This window comes from Marinomonas piezotolerans (assembly GCF_003362755.1).
Taxonomy (GTDB): Bacteria; Pseudomonadota; Gammaproteobacteria; order Pseudomonadales; family Marinomonadaceae; genus Marinomonas; species Marinomonas piezotolerans.
Genome location: NZ_QKRA01000002.1, coordinates 342411 through 365411, shown reverse-complemented (window position 1 = coordinate 365411; position 23001 = coordinate 342411). Strand labels below are relative to the sequence as shown.

Sequence of the window (23001 nt, the reverse complement as noted above, 5' to 3'; positions counted from 1 at the left end):
TTCAATTACCCGATTCAGAAGAATGTTGTTGCAGATATTGCGCCATTCCATCGAACTGAAAACGCTGATAAAGCGCTTCCAGTTGTGTGCGATGCTCCTCCGCCAACAGATCACTATCGGCCAATTGGTCCAACACACCACGCACACCTTTTTTGTACCCCATCTCCGCAAACGCCTTGAGCTCGCGAATCAGCTCATGGTCTGGGATGGAATCCTGTTCGGTGGCAAGATCCGCACCTTCACCATTAGTCACTTGCACCAACGCTGGCGTAGAGGCCCCCATCCCTTGATCAAGATCGTCCATGTCTTGATAGACCCATTCGAGGTCGAGCCAATGCTGGATCGCATCAAATAAGGCACTGTTCTTGACTGGCTTAACTATATATTGATTGAAGGCACCTTGCTCGTCAGGGTGACGCTGACTTTCCTGAGCATCCGCAGACAGCATCACAATGGGCACATCGTAGCGCTGTTCTCGCAGCGTTTTTGCCAGCGTCAGTCCATCCATTCCTGGCATCGAAACATCTAAAATGAACAAATCAGGGGAGCACGCATTCAGCTCGGCTAAACACGCTTGAGCGTCAGCGGCTTCGATCACATTAAAGCCAAGAGGCGAGAGAATGTCAGAAAACAAGCCTCTTACCACAGGGTCATCATCCACAATCATCACCGTGCGTTGATAGCCTCGATAACTCACGATTTTACGCGATGTCTGAGTCAGCTCCTCACCTTGTGAAATCCACGGCAGCATCAAGCTAACTTTGAACTCACTGCCTTGGCCAACCGTCGACTTAGCTTGCAAATCGCCCCCCATGATCTCGGTCAGCAGCTTCACAATCGTCAATCCCAGCCCAGTGCCTGGCAAATTGGCGGTCGCCACATCGCGCACTCGTTCAAATGGATCAAAGATACGTTGCAAATGCTCCTCTTTGATCCCCAGTCCCGTATCACGGATGACGAATTCTGCCACCTGATTACGGTAATTCACTTCAAATACCACGCTTCCTTTGGGCGTGTACTTCACGGCGTTGGACAACAAGTTAATCAATATTTGTCGCAAGCGCTTCTCATCGGTGATGACATGGTTTGGCAGTGGCGCCAGTATTTTGGCCTGAAACGAAATGCCCTTACCACGCGCTTGCATCGCGAACATGCTATTAAGCTGATCGATCAGCTTTGGCAGATCCACCGTATTACGATACAAATCAAAACGGCCCGCCTCGATTTTCGAAATATCCAATAGCCCCTCGATCAAATCGGCTAAATACAAACCACTACGATGGATAATATCCAAGCCATTTTGATGCCCAGAGGGCGTATTTTCTTTCTCGGATAGAAGCTGGGCGTAGCCAATGATTGACTGCAATGGCGTGCGTAATTCGTGACTAATACCGCTAAGATAGCGACTTTTCGCGTCGTTTGCGTGCTCCGCCTGCTCTTTTGCGCCTTGCAGCGCCAAGTCGGTTTCTTTATGCGCTTCAATTTCTCGCGTCAGTTTTCGCGTCTGACGATTCGACTCCTTTTGCGCCACCACACGGCTCTCATGAGCCAGCAAAAACAACCACGACAACACACCGGAGACGATCAGCAATGTAAAAAACAAAGCAAACATGGCTTCTTGCAACAGCGTGGCTTCATTCGTCGTTTGAGGGGCCATCTGTCGGTAAATCAACATCATCAAGGCCGCATTAATGATATTAATCACCACCAACATGGAGGCGAAACGCCCAAGACGAGAATTGACCGCCCTGACAAACCGCTTTGGCAAAAATAGCTTAAGAAAGTAATCGCTTTGCTGAGAAATGCTGGCTTGCGGCTTACAGCTGTCGAGACATCGTACATCGAGCGAGCAACACAGCGAACAAATCGGCTGCTGATACGCAGAGCAAAAGCTCATATCCTCACTTTCAAATTCGTTTTCACAAATTCCACACGTCAAGGTGACGATGTGGCGCGGATGAGGATTCGCTTGCCTAGCCAGATCAATCAACGGCAGCAATTCGGGGCTTTGCCGAGCAATGTAGTATTTACCTTTCGTGAGCCAAGCAATCAAAGGCACGCAGACAAAACACGCGGCAATCGAAATAAAGTGCGCCAGACTCTTCGCCACATCACCAAATAAGCCGAGATAGCTGATCAACCCCAAGGCCGTGGCGATTAACATGGAGCCCGTCCCCACAGGATTTATGTCATACAAATGCGCACGTTTGAATTCCACATAATTGGGACTCAGACCTAAAGGCTTATTAATCAACAGATCGGCCGACAAGCTCGACAACCAACTCACCGCACTGATCGCAAACACACTTAATACTGCACCGAGCGCTTGATAGATGCCTAATTCCATCAGCAGCAAGGCGATGGTCACGTTAAACACCAGCCATACCACACGCCCTGGGTGGGAGTGCGTTAAGCGTGAGAAAAAATTCGACCACGCAATGGAACCCGCGTAGGCGTTGGTCAGATTGATTTTCATCTGACAAATGAACACAAACACCGCCGCCAGAATTAATGCTGTGGTGGGGGATGTGGTTAAAAATAAAAAGATACGTTGGTAAAGATACGTGGGATCGGTGGCTTGCAAAGCGGTTGCCCCATCGGATATCGCCAAGTACGCGAGGAACGATCCGAGCAACATTTTGATCGCGCCAATGAACACCCAGCCTGGGCCCGCTAGGATTAACCAAAACCACCAGCGTTTACGATTTTGCTCGGTTTTTGTCGGAAAAAAGCGTAAATAGTCGACTTGTTCGCCGATCTGCGCCATCAAGGCAAACAACACAGACGCCGCCGCACCGAACAATATCCAATCAAAGCCCATATCTTGAGGCAAGTGACTTGGGACAAACTCGGACCAATTATAAAATTGCTGGTACTCCTGCGTTACCACCACGCCAATGGCGGCCACTTGTAATACCAGCCAGATCCACTGCGTACCGTTTTGGAATCGACTGATGGCTCGAATTCCATGCGTCACGATGGGGATAACAAACAACGCAGACAACGCATAGCCAATCGGCAAAGGGATGCCAAGCAACACCTCCAGCGCCGAAGCCAAAATCGCCGCTTCTATCGCAAAGAAAATAAAAGTGAACGTGGCGTAAATCAGTGACGTGATCGTCGAACCGAGATAACCAAAGCCGGCACCGCGCGTCAGCAAATCAATGTCCAAGCCATGCTTAGCCGAATAATAAGCGATCGGGAAACCCGTGATGAAGAAAACCGCCAGCACCGTCAAGATCGCCGCCACCGCATTGGTAAAGCCGTAACTCAGAGTGATCACGGCCGCCAACCCTTCTAGCGCCAAAAAAGCTGCCGCACCCAGCGCTGTATGCCCAACACGCTCAATGCTCATGGTGTGACCTTGCTTTGCGGTATAACGCAGTGCGTAGTCTTCTAGGGTTTGGTCTGCCACCCATTTATTGTAATGGCGTCGAACTTTAAATATCTTTTGCGCAGCCGTCATATCACCTCAAACCAGCAAAGCGCCGAGGACGTCTTGCATCCTCAGCGCTTACATAATAGGCTTTATCAAGCCTATATTTATTAACTACCTACCGATAGGTTATGCGATGGCAAGCACCATGCCTGCTAGGGCAATTACCGATCCGCCGACGCGAGTCACCAAAGGTGTGCCAATGCGCGCCATCCACTGACCAAAGCCTACACCCGCGCCATGCAACGCAGCCGTGGCTAACGCAAAGCCCAGTGCATATTGCGCACCCGATGCACTCAGTGGCATTTCCATACCGTGCGCCACCCCATGAAAGATTGCAAAGCCACCAGCAATGGCCGCACACGCTACGACAGGCAAACGCTTCGCGCCCAGCACTAAAGCACCGAGAACGATGACCGACAGTAGAATACCTTGCTCAACAAACGGCACACTCAACCCAGCCATTGCCGCGCCACCCCCTAATAACATCATAGCCACAAATGCGACGGGCACAGCGTATAATGCTCGGCCACCTAGACTCGCCGCCCATAACCCCACCGCGACCATCGCCAACAAATGATCTAACCCACCCAATGGATGCATCACCCCAGACATAAAGCTCGACGTGTGCTCATGACCAGAATGCGCTAATACGGCACTAGAGCCGATTGCTAACGCACCAGCCAGTGCGACTTTCTTCATTACAGATTGCATACTCTTCTCCTTAACACACCGATTTCGCGTTACACCACCGCTTTAGCGGGTGGGATCTCTTTCGCTTCCAACATACCTTCAGACACAATCAGCTGAATGATCTCATCCAACCCTTGCGCCGCTTTTAAATTTGAAAACACAAACGGACGCTCACCCCGTTGTGCTTTGGCGTCTTCATCCATCACTTCAAGCGACGCGCCTACCAGCGGTGCAAGGTCAATCTTATTAATGATCAACAAATCCGACTTCGTAATGCCCGGCCCACCTTTACGCGGAATCTTATCCCCAGCGGAGACGTCGATAACATAAATGGTGAAGTCGGACAGCTCTGGACTGAACGTCGCACTGAGGTTGTCCCCCCCCGATTCGACAAACACCACATCTAACTCCCCGTGGCGTTCCAGCAATTGGTCTATGGCAGCCAAATTCATCGACGCATCTTCACGAATCGCCGTATGAGGACAACCGCCTGTCTCCACACCGATAATGCGATCCGCTTCCAATGCTTCGTGACGTGTCAAAAACTTAGCGTCTTCTTGGGTGTAAATATCATTGGTCACCACCGCGATGTTGTAATGCTCGCGCATTGCCGAACACAAAGAGCGCAATAATGCCGTCTTACCCGAACCGACTGGGCCACCTACACCGACTCGTAGGGTTTGTTTTGGTTTACTCATATCTCGCTCCTATTGCGATATCACTATGTCTACTTCTGATCTCCATAACTCACACCTACCAGACCAAACTCAAATAGACCTCAATGGTTTATATCTCACTTATTCTCTCTGAGGATTATGGAAGTCAGTGCGCGAACGGTTTCGCGCCTGTGCGTCTGAGCGCAGTGATCTCCATAACTCACACCCACCAGACCAAACTCAAATAGACCTCAATGGTTTGTATCTCACCTATTCTCTCTGAGGATTATGGAAGTCAGTGCGCGAACGGTTTCGCGCCTGCGCGTCTGAGCGCAGTGATTTCCATAATCCTCGCCCCAAATAGGCTAAGACCGAAACAGCCTTGAATATTGGGTCTCATGTAAACAACTGGCGATGGCGACTGCTGGTAGGCCTGCACCAATATCGTCTTCCTCTAGTGTTTTCGCCAAAGCAATGGCATCGGATAACACTGGCTGTAATTCACCTAACAATAACTGCGCTTGGGTTTGTCCTAGTGGCACCAACTTAGTCGCAGCAGCAATTTGGTTTTCCAACCACGACCAGGAAAACCCCAGAGCCGCGGTCTCAAATTCAATCTGCCAATGGCTAGCAGCGATGGCGAACAACACCACAAAACTGATGTCCTCCAAACGCACAAACGGCGTCTCAATCTCTAAACTACGCAGCAAGCGCGCTAAGGCTTCGCCCATCGCCGTATCATTAAGGCGCAGCTCTTTGGTTTCACGGCAGGCTAGGATTAGATCATTAAGCTCAACAAGACGTACTTCATCCCGCATCGCCCAAGCAGCCATTGCCAGACGCAATATCGGCAAATCCACCCGAGCTAACGATTGCAAAAGCTGCAACTGCGTCCAATCAGCCACCTGCGTTTGCTTAGTCACCCAACCACGATCAATGGCGTATTCCATGCCTTGGGAAAACGCATAGCCCCCCACTGGCAGGCTGACGCTACTCAGTTGCAATAAGCGCAACAGTCCATGATCAGTGGTGGTGATGTCCATGGCTATACGCCCCCGATTCTGGATTAAACACACCCTGTTCGTGACTCACCACTAACCCTAGTAAGTGCAGCATTTCTTCCAATACATGGTCGGGCTTGATGCGTAACCAACGCTCTCCTACTTCGACTTTGGTGTGGCGATTTCCAAGGTGATAGCAAGCTTTCGCAAAGGTCGTCCAATCGTCACAACTGGCATGGGCAATGTCTTCAACCGCACCAACAATCTGAATCGTTTTACCGCATTCAGCAAGTAAGTATTCGCCGACTAACAGCGGTTTACCGCGGTCTAAAAACACGCGAATGTCTTCGCCATTTTCACCAACAAGCTTTAAGCGGCCGCGCTCTCGCTGCTCATGGGTCAAAATAACCGTGGTGTACACCTCATCGTGACAGTGCGTTCCGAGGCGAGTGTAAATGTCTAACATAGGACAACTCCTAATCCGGTCAACGTCGCGCATTAAAACAAGTTATAAAGCTGCGACAGTGGCAAGCTTTCCGCTGGCTCACAGGTTAATAATTCGCCGTCTGCACGCACCTCATAGGTTTGTGGATCGACAGTAATATTCGGCATCCAAGCATTGTGAACCATGTCGGACTTACCAATATTGCGGGTGTTTTTACAGGCGACTAAGGTACGCTCCAATCCCAGATTTTGTTTGAGGTCATTGCCTAGTGCGGCTTGCGAGACAAAGGTCACAGAGGTCGCTGCGCTGGCCTTACCAAACGAGCCAAACATTGGGCGGTAATGCACTGGCTGAGGGGTTGGAATCGACGCGTTCGGATCCCCCATTGGTGCACTGGCAATCATGCCACCTTTGATAATCAATGAGGGTTTAACCGCGAAAAATGCAGGTTTCCACAACACCAAATCCGCCAATTTACCCGGCTCAATCGAGCCCACCTCGTGACTAATACCATGGGCAATAGCAGGGTTGATGGTGTACTTAGCAATGTAGCGTTTGGCACGGAAATTATCCGCTCCCAAATCAGAGTCTTCAGGCAATAGACCAAATTGTTGCTTCATTTTATGGGCGGTTTGCCAGGTGCGCGTGACCACTTCACCGACGCGCCCCATGGCTTGGGAATCCGACGAAATCATGGAGAACGCACCACGATCGTGGAAGATGTCTTCCGCAGCGATGGTTTCTTTGCGAATACGCGAATCGGCAAACGCCACGTCTTCAGGAATATTGCTGTCCAAGTGATGACACACCATCAGCATGTCTAAATGCTCATCGACCGTATTATGGGTATACGGACGGGTTGGGTTGGTTGACGAAGGCAAGACATTGGTCAGCCCCGCTGCACGGATAATATCCGGCGCATGACCACCACCAGCACCTTCGGTGTGGTAGGTATGAATGACTCGATCTTTAAACGCATCCAAGGTACTGTCCACAAAGCCCGACTCGTTTAAAGTATCGGTGTGAATCGCGACTTGTACGTCATACTTCTCGGCCACAGAAAGACAGCAATCAATCGATGCTGGCGTCGTGCCCCAGTCTTCATGCAACTTCAAGCCACAGGCACCGGCTTCCAGTTGCTCTTCCAGCGCTTCGGGTAAACTCGCATTACCTTTGCCTAAAAAGCCTAAGTTCATCGGCATGCTGTCCGTTGCTTGCAGCATCTTGCCAAGGTACCAAGGGCCAGACGTACAGGTGGTCGCATTGGTGCCCGTTGCGGGGCCAGTACCGCCACCGATCATGGTGGTGACGCCAGAGGTCAGCGCCTCTTCAATTTGCTGTGGGCAGATAAAGTGAATATGCGCGTCGATGCCCCCCGCAGTCAGAATAGAACCTTCCCCTGCAATCACTTCCGTACCAGGGCCCACCACGATATCAACGTTGTCCTGCACATCTGGGTTGCCCGCTTTACCCACTTTAAAAATACGGCCGTCTTTGATGCCCACATCACCTTTGACAATGCCCCAATGATCCAGCACTAGCGCATTGGTAATCACTAGATCCACGGCGACCTCATTGGTCAGTTGACTTTGTCCCATGCCATCCCGAATCACTTTACCGCCGCCGAATTTGACCTCATCGCCGTAGGTGGTGAAATCCTTTTCGACCTGAATCCATAAGTCCGTATCGCCTAAACGGACGCGATCACCCGTGGTCGGGCCAAACATCTGTGCATAGCTGTGTCTGTCCATCGTCGCCATTATTTTGCTCCCTCTGTTAAGGTGCCCATGACTTCGCCACGGAAACCATAAATGGTTTTCGTGCCCGCGTATTCCACTAATTCCACCTCGCGGCCTTGGCCTGGTTCGAAACGCACCGCCGTGCCCGAAGCGATGTTTAAGCGGTAGCCCTTGGCTTGCTCGCGTTCGAATACCAATGCGGGGTTCACTTCGTAAAAATGGTAATGGGAGCCAATCTGAACCGGACGATCACCGGTGTTTTCAACGCGCAATGTCAGCGTTTTACGGCCTTCGTTTAATGTGATCACCCCTTCGGCGACCTGAATTTCACCTGGAATCATGCTGCCTCCGTGGTTAGTTAATCGGGTTATGCACCGTCACCAATTTAGTGCCGTCTGGAAATGTTGCTTCTACTTGTACTTCGTGGATTAAATCGGCCACGCCTTCCATCACCTGATCAGCGCTCAATAGCGTCTTACCAAAGGCCATCAGCTCGGCGACGGTTTTACCATCACGCGCCCCCTCGATGATCTCCATGGTGATAAACGCCATGGCTTCGGGATAATTCAACTTGAGGCCGCGATTTAAGCGTCGCTCGGCCAACAATGCTGCGGTAAACACCAGCAGCTTATCCTTTTCTCTTGGTAGTAATTCCATCGTTCTAACCCTTTAGTTGTTGCGATCTCGCTTGGTTAACGCCGTTGCGCGCCATCCTTAAGTCGCCCAGATTCGTGGTGCGCAAGCTGGCTTGCCAATTAAGGCGGGGCGAATGACGCCCCAGCAGTGTGTAAACAAACGCTTCATTTTTTCACTGTCGTTGCCCAAGCTGCGGATTAAGATAAATTCATCGACAACGGTTGCTCCCGCTACGCTGTCATCGGCTTGACACAATTCACGCAGGGCATCGATTAGCGCTTCGGTGTCTTGAAGGAATGGGCCTGCAATCATCAAGCCATTAACAGGTTGTCCTTGAAGCCCTGCTTTGCCAGCCATCAGATCGCGACTGTGCTCATCCACCAATAAACGCTCGCGCAAACGGATGCGCCCGTCGCTGCGAATCTGAACGCTTTGATCAGCGCTTCCTACACCGAAGTCGAGTTGGTTGGCGGGCAAGCCAAAGCAGGTGATTTCCCACCCGATAAATCGCGCATTGCCATGTAACTCAACATGATTACGCAGGCGCGTGTTGGCATCGGGATACAAAATGGTTTCTTGGGGCAGCCACTCCATGATGGCTTCTGCAGGGACTTGCAAATGCGTCGTCTGACATTGCAGCGTACGGTCTGGTCGCGCCTTATAAACACGCCCCGCACCTGGCGTCGTGATCAACACATGGGTGTCGGGGGCCTGTCGCGATGAAATCACCAGCTCATCTCCCGACACCAAGCCACCCGGCGGGTGCAATAGGTAGACATGAGCCGTCTCTTTACCCTCAGGATAAAAGGGCTTTTGCACATACAAAGGCCCCTTGTGATCGCAGGTTTTCAGCACCGTACCGCGCTCACTCTTGGTAAAGCCGAGATTGAGATAAGCCTGCCACTGGCTGGCTTCTTTGATTGGCTGATATAAACGAGAGTCTAGAACTTGGCTCATACTGCTCCTTACACGACCTAGCGGTTACACCGCGAGGTATTGCTTGATCAAGTCGTCGTTCAGGTTTTCCATCTTGTCTGCAGCCACAATGCGCCCCTTCTCCATCAGGCGAAATTCTTTGCCGACGCGGCGCGCAAAGCCTAGCTTTTGCTCAATTAGGATCACCGTGAGGCCCTCTTCTTCATTGAGCTTCAAGATGACATCGCCAATCTGTTTGACGATGTTCGGCTGAATGCCTTCGTTGGGCTCATCCAGAATCAAGACTTTGGGCTCTAATACCAACGCTCGACCTATGGCCAATTGCTGCTGTTGACCACCCGACAGGTCACCGCCACGGCGATGCAGCATTTCTTTCAACACAGGAAACAACTCAAAGATTTTTTCGGGTATCTCTTTGCTTTTGCGAACGGGTAAGCCAATGCGCAAGTTTTCTTCAACGGTGAGCATTGGAAAGATGTCACGCCCTTGTGGAACGTAGCCAATGCCTGCGTAGGCGCGACGCTCCGCACTTTGCTTATGCAGCGCTTCATCGCCCATGGTGATCTCGCCACTTTTAATCGGCAGTAACCCCATAATGGCTTTCATCAGGGTGGTTTTGCCGACACCGTTGCGCCCCATAATGCAGGTAATGGAGCCTGGCACGATGTCTAAGTCCAAATCCCACAGAATCTGTGTGCCGCCGTACAGCTGGCTGACTTTGTTAATCGAAATCATGACTATGCCTCCGCCGCTTCTTCGCCGAGGTACACCTCGATCACATCTTTATTGTTCTGAATCTGATCCATGGTGCCTTCTGCCAGTACTGAGCCTTGGTGAAGCACCGTCACGGTGCGCGCAATGCTGCGTACGAACTCCATATCATGCTCGACGACGATCACTGTGCGCTCTCCCGCGAGTGACGTCAGTAGCTCGGCGGTACGCTCTGTCTCTTGTGCCGTCATCCCCGCAACGGGTTCGTCTATCAGTAGCAAACGTGGATCGGACACCAACAACATGCCAATTTCGAGCCATTGTTTTTGTCCGTGAGACAAGGCCCCCGCCTTCATAAAGCGGAGTTCTTTCAGGCCAATGATCGCCAGCACTTCGTCTATGCGATCAATTTCACTGGGCGACAAGCGTGCGAATAACGTTTGAATCACACGTTTGTCGGTTTTTAGTGACAACTCCAAATTGTCGAACACGGTTTGCTCTTCAAACACGGTCGGCTTTTGGAATTTACGGCCAATACCCAGCTGAGCAATGTCGGCTTCGTCTTTCGTCAATAAGTTGTGGGTTTGACCAAAATACACGGTGCCTGAGTCACACTGTGTCTTACCTGTGATGACATCCATCAGCGTGGTTTTGCCAGCACCATTGGCACCGATCAAACAACGCAGTTCCCCGTCTTTTACATACAAGTTCAGGTCATTTAGCGCTTTAAACCCGTCAAAACTCAGATTTAAGCCTTCTACATACAGAATCATTTGATTCGACACATCGACCTTGTTTTGCTCGCCTGCTAGAAAAGGCCAGACCTGATCGCGGCGAAACGTCTCACGTAACCCCTGCAGAGAGTTGTCCAACGCACTCATGATTGCACCTCCTGTTCAGCGTTTTGACGACGCTTGGATTGCAGTTGGCCATACAGCCCCATCAAGCCTTTTGGTAAGAATAACGTCACCAAGACAAACAACGCGCCCAATGCAAACAACCAGCCGTCTGGCATGATCGCAGTGAAGCGGGTCTTAGCGTAGTTCACCAGCAATGCACCAATGATCGCGCCAATCAAGGTGCCACGGCCGCCTACGGCTACCCAAATAACGATCTCTATTGAGTTAATCGGAGAGAATTCCCCTGGGTTGATGATCCCAACCTGCGGTACATACAGCGCCCCCGCAACACCTGCGATCACGGCCGAATACACAAACAACCAGACCTTATAACGCTCAGTACGATAGCCAATAAAGCGTGTACGCGGCTCGGCATCACGTACTGCCAATGTCACCTTGCCCAAGCGAGAGGACAGAATGCGTTGGCTCGCCAGCAGCACCAATGCCAAAATCAATGCGGTGATGATAAACAGGGACACGCGTGTGCTATCAGACTGCAAATCAAAGCCCAAAATTTCTTTAAAATCGGTCAAGCCATTGTTGCCACCAAAGCCCATTTCGTTGCGGAAGAATGCAAGCAAAAGCGCGTAGGTAAGGGCTTGAGTCATGATCGACAAGTACACCCCCGTCACACGAGAGCGGAATGCTAACCAACCAAAGACAAAGGCCAACAGACCGGGTACGACAACGGCCATGATCATGGCGAACCAGAATTGATCCATACCGAGCCAGAACCAAGGCAGCTCTTTCCAATCCAAAAACACCATAAAGTCCGGCAACTCTGGGTGGCCATAGACACCGCGGTCACCGATCTGGCGCATCAAGTACATGCCCATGGCGTAGCCACCCAGTGCGAAAAAGGCACCATGACCTAAACTCAAAATACCGCAGTAACCCCAGATAATATCCACAGCCAACGCCAACATGGCGTAACACAAGTATTTACCTAATAAGGTAATGCTGTAAGTGCTGACGTATAGGGCCGAATCTTGAGGCAGTAGCAAGTTAGCCGCCGAGGCGAGCACCGTTACGGCCAGCAGAAGAACCACAAACGGCAGCGTGTATTTGCCAGACGAGCGTCCTTCGGTAAACCAATTGATCAGCTTGCTCATTCTGCTGCCCTCCCTTTTTGTGGGAACAGTCCTTTAGGACGCTTCTGAATAAATAGGATAATGAACACCAAGACCAAGATGGCCGCTAACACCGCCCCCGTCGTAGGCTCAAGGAATTTGTTGGCAATGCCCAGCGTGAACGCCGCGACCAGCGTGCCGAGTAAGTTACCGACACCACCGAAGACCACCACCATGAAGGAATCAATGATGTACGCTTGGCCCAAGTTTGGCCCCACGTTGGTCAACTGTGATAAAGCCACCCCAGCAATCCCTGCAATGCCAGACCCTAAACCAAAGGTCATCGCATCAACCCACTCGGTTCTCACGCCCATCGCTTTTGCCATGTTGCGGTTTTGCGACACCGCACGAACGTTGAGACCCAATGAGCTTTTCTTCAAAATCATGACTAAGGCAAAGAAGACCAACAGCGCGAAGGCTAAAATGTATAAACGGTTCAGCGTCAGGGACAAAACGGGGTTGATCTCCCACGAGCCACTCATCCAGCTTGGCGTGGACACTTGACGATTCAACGGAGAGAAAATTGTACGCACGAGCTGCTGTAAGATCAGACTAATACCGAAGGTCGCCAGCAAGGTTTCGAGCGGTCGCCCATGCAAACGACAAATCACTAAGCGTTCAATCACCACGCCCATCAAACCAGAGACTAAAAACGCAGCAGGAATCGCCACCCAAATGGAATAATCGATGTAGTTCGGCATCAACAGTTGCACCACATAGGTGGTATACGCACCCAACATGATCATCTCGCCATGGGCCATATTGATGACGCCCATCACACCAAAGGTGATCGCCAAACCAATAGAGGCCAGCAGCAACACCGAGCCAAGGCTTAAACCAAAAAACAGTTGATCCACCAACGCATAACGTTCTACTTGTCGGTTAATGCTCACTAACGCTTGAGTCGCGGCGTTGCTAATCACCTCATTGTCGCTGCGCTCTAAACTAAACAGCACATTGCGTACATCGTTTTCTAAGCTGTCGCCCAACACGTCTATCGCGGCTAAGCGCACGGTCTGGCTGCTGTTTTGATCCTGTGCGGTGTAGATGGATAACGCGGTGTGCATCATCTCTCTGACATCTTTGTTCGGCTCAGTCGGGTAAATGCGCTCCAACGTTGCAAAGGTTTCGTCGTCAATGTCTGCCAACAAGGCACGCACTGCACTTTCGCGAACATCGGCATCGCTTGACGTCAGCTGTATGCGCGCGATCACGCCACGTAGCAACCCACGTAGCTTGTTATTCACTTTAATTTTGCGCACCTGCTTGCTGGTTAATCCCGCAACGGTTGCTTGAGTGTAAGGGTCTTGATACGTGTCTACACCGTTGACGTCGACTTCAACGACTAGGATGTTGTCGTCACGGGTGTAATGCAGATCACCGGCAAGCCACGCACGAAACACAGGTAACAGGGATTCATCCCCCGTTGCTTCGAGCTGATGCACCATCGCCGGCATCTTAGATAATTTGGTTTGCGTCAGTTGCTGTAACAACGCATCTGTCTCTGCACTCGCCGCCAATGCAGGCGTTATATAGGCAGATAAAAAGAGACAGAAAGAGAGAAAGAGTTTCACAGGCATTCTCCAGGATTGATCAGAGGGGCGTTAGAAAGAGCTTCCAGAGTCACCTCTGGAAGCCAAGTTTTAACCCTGGGATTTGGTCAACTTAGTAGTTCTGACCAGAACACGATTTCGTTTTCGTGTTGTAGTTGCCACACTTAAGTGGGTCGGTCCAGTCAGCAATCAGATCTTTAGAACCAGGTAGGAAGTCAGACCAAGCATCACCTGGTACAACACCATCGGTTTCCCAAACCGTTTCAAACTGACCGTCGTCTTGAATTTCGCCAATCAGTACTGGCTTGCTCAAGTGATGGTTTTTATTCATCACCGCAATACCGCCTGTTAGGTTTGGCGTTTCTTGGCCAATCATGGCCTGTTCGACTGCATCAACATCCGTTGTACCTGCTTCGGTGACCGCATTCGCCCACATGTTGAAGCCAATGTAGGTTGCTTCCATTGGGTCATTGGTTACACGCTCTGGATCGTTAGTGAACGCTTGCCACTGAGTGATGAACTCTTCGTTTTCGTCGGTTTCAACGCTTTGGAAGTAGTTCCAAGCCGCTAAGTGACCCACCAATGGTTCTGTGTCTAGACCTGACAATTCTTCTTCACCAACCGAGAACGCGACCACTGGGATATCTTCTGAAGAAATACCTTGGTTACCTAGCTCTTTGTAGAACGGAACGTTGGCGTCACCGTTGATAGTGGATACCACGGCCGTTTTCTTACCTGCGCTACCAAATTTAGCGATGTCAGAGACGATCGACTGCCAATCAGAGTGACCAAATGGCGTGTAGTTGATCATGATGTCTTCTTCTGCCACACCCATGTCTTTTAGGTAGGCTTCTAAGATTTTGTTCGTGGTACGTGGGTAGACGTAGTCAGTCCCTGCTAGAACCCAACGCTCAACTCCTAACTCGTCTTTTAGGTAATTAACAGCTGGGATAGCTTGTTGATTCGGCGCAGCGCCTGTGTAGAAAACGTTTTTAGACGACTCCTCGCCTTCGTACTGAACAGGGTAGAACATCAGACCGTTTAACTCTTCGATGACAGGTAACACCGACTTACGAGAAACCGATGTCCAACAGCCGAAGATCACATCAACGTCTTCTTCAGTGATCAGCTCACGCGCTTTTTCGGCAAACAAAGGCCAGTTTGACGCAGGGTCAACCACCACTGCCTCTAGCTTTTTACCGAGCAAACCGCCTTTTTTGTTTTGCTCTTCTACCATCATCAGTACGGTATCTTTCAGCGTCGTTTCAGAGATCGCCATGGTGCCGGACAAAGAGTGCAGCACACCGACTTTGATCGTATCAGCCGCCATTGAAGGCAGCGCGATGAGCGTTGCACCAGAGAGTGCAATCGCAGAAGCAAGCGTCTTAAGTTTCATGATTGGAGCCGTCCTTTGTGATGTTTGTTGGATTATCCGATCAAGAGCGCTCAGCTCTTCGGCCATGCTTCTCTTAATCAGTGCAATCAGTATCCAAAAAATAATCACGGCACGGTATGCGCCAAACACACTATAGGCATACGTCATTTGACGTATAACAGCGCGACTTACTCGATGAAAACTCTTATGTGGTGTGGTTGGTTACAGTTACAACAAAAGTTGTTGTGCAAGCAATGTGTCACACAACAACCTTTTAGTAAGAGCCATCGTTACTGGCCGTTGAGGTGCTCTTTCAATTGTACGATGTACGTTAAAGTGCGATTAACAGGCGCTTCGCTGCCTACTTTTTCGGCTGCCGTTACAATCGCTCCGTTGATTGCTGCGATTTCTGTTTTTCGTCCTGCTTCAATATCTTGCAGCATGGATGGTTTATGATTGGCATGCTCTGCGATTGCCATCTGAACGTTCCCCCATATTTTCGCTTCATCCAACTCTACGCCGCTGAGTTGTCCAATGATAACCGCCTCGTGAACGACATCGTGAGCGAGAGCTTGGAACGCTTTGTCGCCATCTAGTACTCCGGGGGTTGCGCCAGTACCAGCACATATCGCGTTGAGCGCGGCGTTAAATGCGACCTTAGACCAAATCACACTCATAATACTATCGTTTAAGGAAACGTTTAGCTCAGCCTGATTAAACAGTTCGACCAAATCATCCAACCATCGGGGATGCTTCAACTCGACATCCATAAACTGAGAGCTGGACGGACCATGAGACGCCACATGCCCTGGACCTTTTAAATCTGCAGGAACGAGCGTTGTACCTATCACAATGCGCTCTTGCGGCACATATCGACTAATTTTTTCCGCGTTACCTAAACCATTTTGCAACGACACAACAATGGTCGATTCCCCAATTAAGTGCTGAACCGAATTCAAAGCCGCTTCCGTGTGCAATGTCTTGGTAAACAGAATCAAGATATCGGCAACCTCTTTGACTTGCGTGGCGAGTGCTGCCGTTGCAGGAACAGAAATCGTGCCGTGATCCATTTCCAGCATTAATCCCCGCTCATTCATGATCTTGATTTGCTCTGGATTGACATCAATAAGCGTGACACGATTACCAGCTTGGCTAAGTTTACCGCCGAAAATACACCCCATTGCACCAGCCCCAACGACGACAATATGCGGAGTTTCTGGCAGCCTTGTGTCAGATAAATTTTGCGTTTTCATCATACAATTACCGTATTTTATTGTTAGTGAATCAGCTTCCCAAAAGTACCCGATACTTCCGTGTACACCTGAGAAACTATGGCTCAATGGTTGTCGTCGGTACTTCGATCAAAATAGGACCTTTGGCTTTTAAAGCCTCTTGAAACGTATCTCGGAATTCTGCTCGAGTGTTTGTGACAACGGCCTCTACACCATACCCTTTTGCAATGGATTTAAAATCTAACCCTGGCACGTCGAGGCCAGGTGAGGTTTCTGCTTCCAACAATTTTGAAAACCAGCGTAACGCGCCGTATGTACCATTTTTCAAAATAATAAAAATAACTGGGATCTTGTATTGCGCTGCCGTCCACAATGCGGTGATGGAATAATTAGCTGAGCCATCACCAATCACTGCAATGACCTGACGATCAGTCGCTAATTGCGCGCCCACTGCCGCTGGCATTCCAAAGCCAAGGCCACCGGAAGCAGGGAAGAAATAACTACTTGGATGCGACATTTCAACCCGTTGCCAAAAAGCCGTGACGGTCGAAGTAGACTCTTTTACATAAATCGCATTCTTAGGCGCTAATTCATTTAAATCATCAAATACTTCTTCTGGTGCTAGAGGCCCCGACGTAGTTGCAGGATAAACATCGGGCCATGCTAAGGGTGCGGGACTCGGACGATCTGTTTTCTGAACGCCCTGTAAAATTGAGTCAACAATCCGCTTAATATCTCCAATCAGAGCATCGCCCATAGGCGCACGAGCGGCTTCTTGCAGATCACAGGTGATATGCACCAACTTGGCATTTTCTGGAAGATACCGGCCTGGTGCATGTTGATGGTATCGAAATACAGGAGCCCCAATGACGATGACTAAATCATGCTCGGACAGCTTATGAGTAATACCAGCGATCGCTGCTGGCAGTACACCACGAAAATGAGAATGCCTATTAGGGAAAGGACATCGTGGTGCAGAGGGGGCAACCCAAGCAGGTGCCGCAATCTTTTCTGCCAGAGCAACCACTTGTTCATTGGTTTGATACGCATCCACGTCAGGACCGACAATGAGCACTGGACTACTGGCTTGGTCGATACGATCAATCAACTGCTGAATTTGTTCAGGGCTTGCACACCCGGCAGTCGATATGGAGCGCTGAGCCAATAACGCCACATCCTCATCTACTTCCTGAGCCCAGTCATCATGCGGAATGGACACATAAACAGGTCCCTTCGCAGGCTGAGTTGCCATATGAATGGCTTGGCTGATCGCACGCGGAACATCACCCGACCAAGATGGTTCATAGCTCCACTTCACCAAAGGTTTAGGCAACTGCGCAGCGTCTACATTTGACAGCATAGCTTCCACCCCCATAAGAGGTCGCGCCTGTTGCCCAGCAGTAACGACTAATGGCGAATGAGAATACCAAGCATTGGTCAACGCCCCCATAGCATTTCCAGTACCAGAAGCGGCGTGCAAATTCACTAACCCAGGTAAACCGCTAACCAAAGAAAAGCCATCGGCCATGCCGACTACTCCACCCTCGTGCAAACCCAATATGTATTCGAAGTCTTGTGGAAAGTCTTTCAAAAAAGGCAATTCGTTCGAGCCAGGGTTACCAAATACTTTCGTTATTTTGTTGGCGCGCAATAGGTCATAAGTCGCGGAGCGTACAGTTGGCATCCGTTATTCCTCTATATCGGTGAATATGAAACAACCATAACGCCTTTTATTTTATCGAACCAATCGATAGTATCTTTGTTAAATATAGATATGGACTATTTTATGAAACTGGATCTCAACCTCATTCAGACATTCATTGTTTTGTATGAAACACGTAGTGTGACCAAAGCAGCCGAGCAAATGTTTATTACCCAACCTTCTGCCAGTCATGCCTTATCACGTTTGCGTAATCTCTTCCGAGATCCTTTATTTATTCGCACAAAATCGAGTATGGAGCCAACGCCCATGGCGGATCAGCTCTACCTGCAACTGAGCCCTTCTCTTAGTACCATTCAGAACACCATCAAAAATACCCGTGAATTCGACCCAATAACATCGAGTAAACGCTTTCGAATCGCCATGACGGATCTAGGCGAAATGCTACTACTGCCTAAAATTTTTGAACAAATACAACAGCATGCACCAAACATCGAACTCGATGTGGTGCCACTGGAAATCCACAATGTTCGAGAATGGCTAGGAACTGGAAAGATCGATGCGGCTGTCTGTAGTCGCGCCTTAAGAGATAGCAGTATTGAAGGACAAGCCCTATTCAAAGAGCGCTATGTTTGCCTCGTCAACACCTTGGCAAATTCACATATTAGCGTTCTATCAATGGATGATTTTTTAGATTTCAAACACGTACTGGTGAAACCCAGTCTTGGGCATGGCGTCACGGAAGAGGTACTTAGCAAAATGGGGATTACCCGAAAAATAAGCTTGGAGCTGTCACATTTCTCTATCTTGCCATCGGTACTTCAACAAGCGAACGCACTCGCCATCGTACCAATGCAAATCGGAGAGGTATTCTCTCGCATGCACCCACTAAAAGTCCTTGATCTCCCCTTCCAAATAGCGGACTTTGAGGTCTCCTTATTTTGGCCAAAACGCCTTACTAAAACCCCCTCAAACAAATGGTTACGTGAAATTATTCTAAGCACTATTTCAACTTCAAACTAGTGCTACCATTTACGGCCAATCAGAAAATGCATGTTTATCATTAGCTCCAGAGTGCTCACTCTGCAATGCCTGTAGTTTACGAAATTGAGCCGGCGAGGTCGTCGTATTCTTTTTAAAGAAGTGACTAAACTGACTAGCATCGTTATAACCTAACCCATTTGCAATGGTCTGAATGGAGTCAGATGAACTTGTTAGGCGTGCCACAGCTTCCATTAGAATTCGATGGTTGATCAGTTGGAGCGGCGATTTGCCAAGATTACGTTGGCAGATGGCATGAAGCCGGTCATAGGTAATGTTCAACACATCACAGTAATAGGAAACAGTCCGCCTATTGCGATACTCAAGCTCTACCCACTGACGAAAACGTTGTAATAGAGTGTCATCCGGTATTTCCTGAGGCGTAACCGAGTCCAAAGCGACAAACCGATAAAGACTGATTAGCAAAATACGGATAATCGAACAAATAACGGAACGTGAACGATGTTTTGCCAGATCAAATTCGTCACGAAAAAGCCGCAACAGAGGCAAAAAGCGCGCCTCTAAATCATGCTCGGTGCATCCAGCGATAGTTAGCTGGCGCATCAGAATGTCTAAGCGTTGACTGTCGGACTCTGCTCCCAATACCACATAAGTCATCTCAAAGTGGTAACCGAGAAGCCATACATGGCTTCCCGGAGGCACAATAACTTTGGCTTTTTTTTGGTGAGGTATACAAAACAAAGACCATTCTTCAAGATCATGGCGCGCATTATCCATTTCTAAATAAAGATCACCACGTTGAATAATGCCAATCAAATTAAAGGATTCAAAGCTATCAGAACCCGTGCTAAAAGTGCGAGGTTGAAGGCCCGGTTTGATTTCCTCAAAGCGAACCATTGAGCCAAGGATGTTCGTTAACATAGTCACCTGACCGATAATGATACGTGAATTTAGCCATAAATTGTCATTAATGCCCTAGATTTTGACATTTATAACATCAACTGAGCTGCTAATCTAATTAAACAAACAACACATGCACCACCATACTAATAAATAATAGGTGATACATTGGCCCTTTCAGACAGCATAATTGGTTGCGATACCCCAGTAGCAGACCTCTTTATCAAAGGAGGTTTCAAGCCTGCTAAAAGCGGTGATTATTTTGATCGCCTTGACCCTAGTACGGGTCTTATCGCCTCTCGTGCCGCCTGCGGGCGCCAAGTCGATGCCGAGCACATGGCCGCCGTGGCAACCGCTCATTTCAGCAGTTGGTCTAGTTTCACGGTGGAGCAACGAGCGGAAGTTCTTATGCGCGCCAAAGACCTCATGCCTTCCTATCGAAATGAATTTGCAGACCGTATGCTGCGTGAAATTGGTGCGACTCAAGAATGGGTTGATTTCAACATCGAGGTTGGCATGGATGCCATTGAGGCCGCCGTTAACTTGGCATTGAGCTACCAAGCTACGACGCCCACCGACACCAATAGTAGCTCCTCGTTTATCATACGCCAGCCGGCGGGTGTTTGTCTGGCAATCGCACCATGGAATGCTCCCATTGCCCTCGGATTACGCGCCATAGCCTTTCCACTAGCCTTTGGTAACACGGTGATATTTAAAGCTTCGGAACTGTCACCCGCTTGCCATACATTATTAGCGAAAGTATTTCAGGAAGCGGGATTACCCGATGGCGTATTAGGCGTTATGACAAACGCCCCTGAACATTCAGAAGAAATCATCACCAGTTTAATTGCCCACCCTTCAGTAAGACGCATTAATTTCACTGGCTCAACGCGTATTGGCAAAATCATCGCAACCCTAGCCGCCCAACATTTAAAACGCTGCTTATTAGAGCTCGGTGGAAAATCACCGATGATCGTACTTAAAGATGCCGATCTAAAACTAGCCGCCAAAGAAGCCTTATTTGGCGCATTTTTAAATCAGGGTCAAATCTGCATGGCGACGGATCGTATTATTGTCGAAACAGATATCGCCGATCAGTTCATCGAACTTTTAAAAAACGAAACGCAGAAATTAATCGCCGGAGATCCAAGAAAACCAGACGTGAAACTCGGTCCCGTAGCAAGCCCATCCATTGCGTCACGCTTATCCGCCCTCATTGAAGATGCTCTAGATAAAGGAGCAACTCTAATAACAGGTACACCTCGCCGCGGGCAATTTATCGACGCGACGTTGTTAGATCATATTACACCTATGATGCGTATCTATTCAGAAGAATGTTTTGGTCCAATCGCTGGAATTTATCGAGTCGATTCGGCCGAAGAGGCCATTACCGTTGCCAATAATTGCGAATATGGCTTAGCAGCGGCCATTTTCTCTCGGGACCTCAATTTAGCGAGAAGTATAGCTAATCAACTGGAATCGGGAATGTGTCATATCAATGCTGCCACCGTCAAAGACGATCCATCTATGCCTTTTGGTGGACTCAAATCCAGTGGCTACGGTCGCTTTGGAAGCGCAGCCTGTGTCGATGAGTTTACCGAAGTTCGCTGGATAACCGTCGCTCCACCTTAGTACATACTCCTTAGTACTTACTACCCCTACAAACGTCACAAAACAATAATGAGGTTCTTATGAAAGTACGCTTACTAGCCCCGCTCGCGCCAAATTTGGCTAAATTAGTGCTGTGTTCAGCCCTTGCTGGCAGCGCAATCCTGTCAGCTCAGGTCTACGCAGACGATGACACGATTCGCATCGGTTTCATCAGCCCAAGAACTGGACCGCTTGCCAACTTTGGTAAAACTGATGGTTTCATTTTAGATCAAGCCCGTGCAGCGTTGGCAGAGGGTATGACCATCGCAGGTAAGCATTATCAAGTTGAAATCATTGACCGCGACAGCCAATCGGATCCCGCACGTTCATCTCAACTAACAAAGGAGTTGATTAACCAAGGTATCGATTTGATGTTAGCCGTGTCGACACCTGAAGTCATCAACCCCGCGGCTGATGCTAGTGAAGCAGCAGGGGTCCCATTCATTTCCACGGTAATGCCATGGGAGGCCTGGTACTTTGGTCGCGGCGCGAAACCCGGCGAAGCCAGCCCATTTGATTGGACCTATCACTTTGGCTTTGGCACCGATGAGATCTATCGCACTTACATATCTCAATGGTCGTTGATTGAGACCAACAAAAAAGTAGGCGTCATGTACCCGAACGATGCTGACGGTAACGCGATTCGAGCGGTGCTCGCACCACGCCTTGAACAAGCCGGATATACCGTTATTGACCCAGGGGCCTATGAGACAGGAACGTCCGATTTTTCCAGCCAAATCGCCCTGTTTAAAAAGGAAGATGTTGAAATTATTAACACCTTCCCTATTCCGCCCGACTTTGCTGCTTTCTGGCGACAGGCTGCGCAGCAAGGGTTACACCGTCAAGTCAAAATCATTCAGATTGCTAAAACAGGCTTATTCCCATCAGACATAGAAGTGCTTGGGTCACTAGGGCCCAAAATAGCGTCCGCCGCATATTGGCATAAAACGTTCCCTTATACGTCACCACTGACCGGGCTCAATGGCGAGCAGCTAGCGAAAATGTGGGAAACAAAAACAGGCGAACAATGGACTCTACAATTAGGGGCCACGCTGTCATTGCTAGATGCCGGAACCGAAGCATTGAAGCAATCAAGCGATCCAAAATCACGTACTGCCGTGCGGGACGCCATTGCAAATATGAACATCACGACGATCGGCGGCCCAGTGGACTTCACCTCTGGCCCTGTTCCCAATGTTGCCTCAGGTCCCATTATCGGATCACAGTGGGTGAAAGGAACAGGCAAGTACAAATTAGATTATGTGATCACGGAAAACGTCACAGACCCGAATGTCCCCGTAACTCATGAGTTACTTCAATATAATAAAAAATAGGAATGACAACGTG

20 protein-coding genes are annotated in these 23001 nt (G+C 49.4%); 3 read left to right on the top strand and 17 right to left on the bottom strand.

What is annotated here, in order from left to right:
- Position 1: 1 nt before the first annotated feature.
- The 16 genes from DN730_RS05670 to mdlC all read right to left on the bottom strand — a co-directional run bounded on the left by DN730_RS05670 (position 2) and on the right by mdlC (position 18126).
- Complete coding sequence (locus tag DN730_RS05670) at positions 2 to 3466, bottom strand: hybrid sensor histidine kinase/response regulator (RefSeq protein ID WP_115467135.1); 3465 nt, start codon at positions 3464 to 3466, stop codon at positions 2 to 4.
- A 99-nt stretch (positions 3467 to 3565) separates the two neighbouring features.
- The gene (locus tag DN730_RS05665; protein ID WP_115467134.1) at positions 3566 to 4150 is read right to left on the bottom strand and encodes a HupE/UreJ family protein; all 585 of its coding nucleotides are present in this window, start codon (positions 4148 to 4150) and stop codon (positions 3566 to 3568) included.
- Positions 4151 to 4179: 29 nt separating this feature from the next.
- Complete coding sequence (ureG, locus tag DN730_RS05660; RefSeq protein ID WP_067035055.1) at positions 4180 to 4827, bottom strand: urease accessory protein UreG; 648 nt, start codon at positions 4825 to 4827, stop codon at positions 4180 to 4182.
- A gap of 323 nt (positions 4828 to 5150) precedes the next feature.
- Positions 5151 to 5828: an urease accessory protein UreF gene (locus DN730_RS05655; protein WP_115467133.1), complete on the bottom strand. Its 678-nt coding sequence runs from the start codon at positions 5826 to 5828 to the stop codon at positions 5151 to 5153.
- The gene (locus tag DN730_RS05650) at positions 5809 to 6252 is read right to left on the bottom strand and encodes an urease accessory protein UreE (RefSeq protein ID WP_115467132.1); all 444 of its coding nucleotides are present in this window, start codon (positions 6250 to 6252) and stop codon (positions 5809 to 5811) included. Before DN730_RS05650 ends, DN730_RS05655 begins: the two co-directional genes overlap by 20 nt.
- A gap of 32 nt (positions 6253 to 6284) precedes the next feature.
- Positions 6285 to 7991, bottom strand: coding sequence for an urease subunit alpha (ureC, locus tag DN730_RS05645; protein ID WP_115467131.1), 1707 nt, complete (start codon positions 7989 to 7991; stop codon positions 6285 to 6287).
- Entirely contained in the window at positions 7991 to 8311 is a 321-nt protein-coding gene (locus tag DN730_RS05640; protein ID WP_067220374.1) for an urease subunit beta, read from the bottom strand. Before DN730_RS05640 ends, ureC begins: the two co-directional genes overlap by 1 nt.
- Positions 8312 to 8324: 13 nt before the next feature.
- On the bottom strand, positions 8325 to 8627 hold the full coding sequence (locus tag DN730_RS05635) for an urease subunit gamma (protein WP_067220370.1): 303 nt from the start codon (positions 8625 to 8627) through the stop codon (positions 8325 to 8327).
- A gap of 57 nt (positions 8628 to 8684) precedes the next feature.
- The gene (locus DN730_RS05630) at positions 8685 to 9563 is read right to left on the bottom strand and encodes an urease accessory protein UreD (RefSeq protein WP_115467130.1); all 879 of its coding nucleotides are present in this window, start codon (positions 9561 to 9563) and stop codon (positions 8685 to 8687) included.
- A 24-nt stretch (positions 9564 to 9587) separates the two neighbouring features.
- Positions 9588 to 10277, bottom strand: coding sequence for an urea ABC transporter ATP-binding subunit UrtE (gene urtE, locus DN730_RS05625; RefSeq protein WP_115467129.1), 690 nt, complete (start codon positions 10275 to 10277; stop codon positions 9588 to 9590).
- 2 nt (positions 10278 to 10279) lie between these two features.
- A complete protein-coding gene (gene urtD, locus DN730_RS05620) occupies positions 10280 to 11134 on the bottom strand; it encodes an urea ABC transporter ATP-binding protein UrtD (protein WP_211313832.1) in 855 nt (284 codons plus the stop codon).
- The gene (urtC, locus tag DN730_RS05615; RefSeq protein WP_115467128.1) at positions 11131 to 12264 is read right to left on the bottom strand and encodes an urea ABC transporter permease subunit UrtC; all 1134 of its coding nucleotides are present in this window, start codon (positions 12262 to 12264) and stop codon (positions 11131 to 11133) included. Before urtC ends, urtD begins: the two co-directional genes overlap by 4 nt.
- Positions 12261 to 13862, bottom strand: coding sequence for an urea ABC transporter permease subunit UrtB (urtB, locus tag DN730_RS05610; protein WP_115467127.1), 1602 nt, complete (start codon positions 13860 to 13862; stop codon positions 12261 to 12263). Before urtB ends, urtC begins: the two co-directional genes overlap by 4 nt.
- Before the next feature lie 85 nt (positions 13863 to 13947).
- Positions 13948 to 15231: an urea ABC transporter substrate-binding protein gene (gene urtA / locus DN730_RS05605; protein ID WP_115467490.1), complete on the bottom strand. Its 1284-nt coding sequence runs from the start codon at positions 15229 to 15231 to the stop codon at positions 13948 to 13950.
- 269 nt (positions 15232 to 15500) lie between these two features.
- On the bottom strand, positions 15501 to 16466 hold the full coding sequence (locus DN730_RS05600) for a ketopantoate reductase family protein (RefSeq protein ID WP_115467126.1): 966 nt from the start codon (positions 16464 to 16466) through the stop codon (positions 15501 to 15503).
- Between the two features lie 73 nt (positions 16467 to 16539).
- Entirely contained in the window at positions 16540 to 18126 is a 1587-nt protein-coding gene (gene mdlC, locus DN730_RS05595) for a benzoylformate decarboxylase (RefSeq protein ID WP_115467125.1), read from the bottom strand.
- A gap of 102 nt (positions 18127 to 18228) precedes the next feature.
- On the opposite strand from mdlC, the gene DN730_RS05590 reads away from it, so the two are divergent.
- The gene (locus DN730_RS05590) at positions 18229 to 19125 is read left to right on the top strand and encodes a LysR family transcriptional regulator (RefSeq protein WP_158541179.1); all 897 of its coding nucleotides are present in this window, start codon (positions 18229 to 18231) and stop codon (positions 19123 to 19125) included.
- Between the two features lie 9 nt (positions 19126 to 19134).
- On the opposite strand, the gene DN730_RS05585 is transcribed toward DN730_RS05590, so the two are convergent.
- Positions 19135 to 20025: an AraC family transcriptional regulator gene (locus DN730_RS05585; protein WP_115467123.1), complete on the bottom strand. Its 891-nt coding sequence runs from the start codon at positions 20023 to 20025 to the stop codon at positions 19135 to 19137.
- Positions 20026 to 20172: 147 nt separating this feature from the next.
- On the opposite strand from DN730_RS05585, the gene DN730_RS05580 reads away from it, so the two are divergent.
- Both DN730_RS05580 and DN730_RS05575 read left to right on the top strand, forming a co-directional pair.
- Complete coding sequence (locus tag DN730_RS05580) at positions 20173 to 21636, top strand: aldehyde dehydrogenase (protein WP_211313831.1); 1464 nt, start codon at positions 20173 to 20175, stop codon at positions 21634 to 21636.
- A 59-nt stretch (positions 21637 to 21695) separates the two neighbouring features.
- On the top strand, positions 21696 to 22988 hold the full coding sequence (locus tag DN730_RS05575) for an ABC transporter substrate-binding protein (RefSeq protein ID WP_115467122.1): 1293 nt from the start codon (positions 21696 to 21698) through the stop codon (positions 22986 to 22988).
- The last annotated feature ends 13 nt before the right edge of the window (positions 22989 to 23001 follow it).

Coding starts and splice junctions, on each gene's coding strand:
- DN730_RS05650 (WP_115467132.1), bottom strand. CDS start 6,252: ATGTTAGACATTTACACTCGCCTCGGAACGCACTGTCACGATGAGGTG.
- mdlC (WP_115467125.1), bottom strand. CDS start 18,126: ATGCCAACTGTACGCTCCGCGACTTATGACCTATTGCGCGCCAACAAA.
- urtE (WP_115467129.1), bottom strand. CDS start 10,277: ATGATTTCGATTAACAAAGTCAGCCAGCTGTACGGCGGCACACAGATT.
- DN730_RS05665 (WP_115467134.1), bottom strand. CDS start 4,150: ATGCAATCTGTAATGAAGAAAGTCGCACTGGCTGGTGCGTTAGCAATC.
- DN730_RS05630 (WP_115467130.1), bottom strand. CDS start 9,563: ATGAGCCAAGTTCTAGACTCTCGTTTATATCAGCCAATCAAAGAAGCC.
- DN730_RS05670 (WP_115467135.1), bottom strand. CDS start 3,466: ATGACGGCTGCGCAAAAGATATTTAAAGTTCGACGCCATTACAATAAA.
- DN730_RS05655 (WP_115467133.1), bottom strand. CDS start 5,828: ATGGACATCACCACCACTGATCATGGACTGTTGCGCTTATTGCAACTG.
- DN730_RS05640 (WP_067220374.1), bottom strand. CDS start 8,311: ATGATTCCAGGTGAAATTCAGGTCGCCGAAGGGGTGATCACATTAAAC.
- DN730_RS05590 (WP_158541179.1), top strand. CDS start 18,229: ATGAAACTGGATCTCAACCTCATTCAGACATTCATTGTTTTGTATGAA.
- DN730_RS05585 (WP_115467123.1), bottom strand. CDS start 20,025: ATGTTAACGAACATCCTTGGCTCAATGGTTCGCTTTGAGGAAATCAAA.
- urtC (WP_115467128.1), bottom strand. CDS start 12,264: ATGAGCAAGCTGATCAATTGGTTTACCGAAGGACGCTCGTCTGGCAAA.
- ureG (WP_067035055.1), bottom strand. CDS start 4,827: ATGAGTAAACCAAAACAAACCCTACGAGTCGGTGTAGGTGGCCCAGTC.
- DN730_RS05575 (WP_115467122.1), top strand. CDS start 21,696: ATGAAAGTACGCTTACTAGCCCCGCTCGCGCCAAATTTGGCTAAATTA.
- urtD (WP_211313832.1), bottom strand. CDS start 11,134: ATGAGTGCGTTGGACAACTCTCTGCAGGGGTTACGTGAGACGTTTCGC.
- urtA (WP_115467490.1), bottom strand. CDS start 15,231: ATGAAACTTAAGACGCTTGCTTCTGCGATTGCACTCTCTGGTGCAACG.
- DN730_RS05635 (WP_067220370.1), bottom strand. CDS start 8,627: ATGGAATTACTACCAAGAGAAAAGGATAAGCTGCTGGTGTTTACCGCA.
- DN730_RS05600 (WP_115467126.1), bottom strand. CDS start 16,466: ATGATGAAAACGCAAAATTTATCTGACACAAGGCTGCCAGAAACTCCG.
- ureC (WP_115467131.1), bottom strand. CDS start 7,991: ATGGCGACGATGGACAGACACAGCTATGCACAGATGTTTGGCCCGACC.
- urtB (WP_115467127.1), bottom strand. CDS start 13,862: ATGCCTGTGAAACTCTTTCTCTCTTTCTGTCTCTTTTTATCTGCCTAT.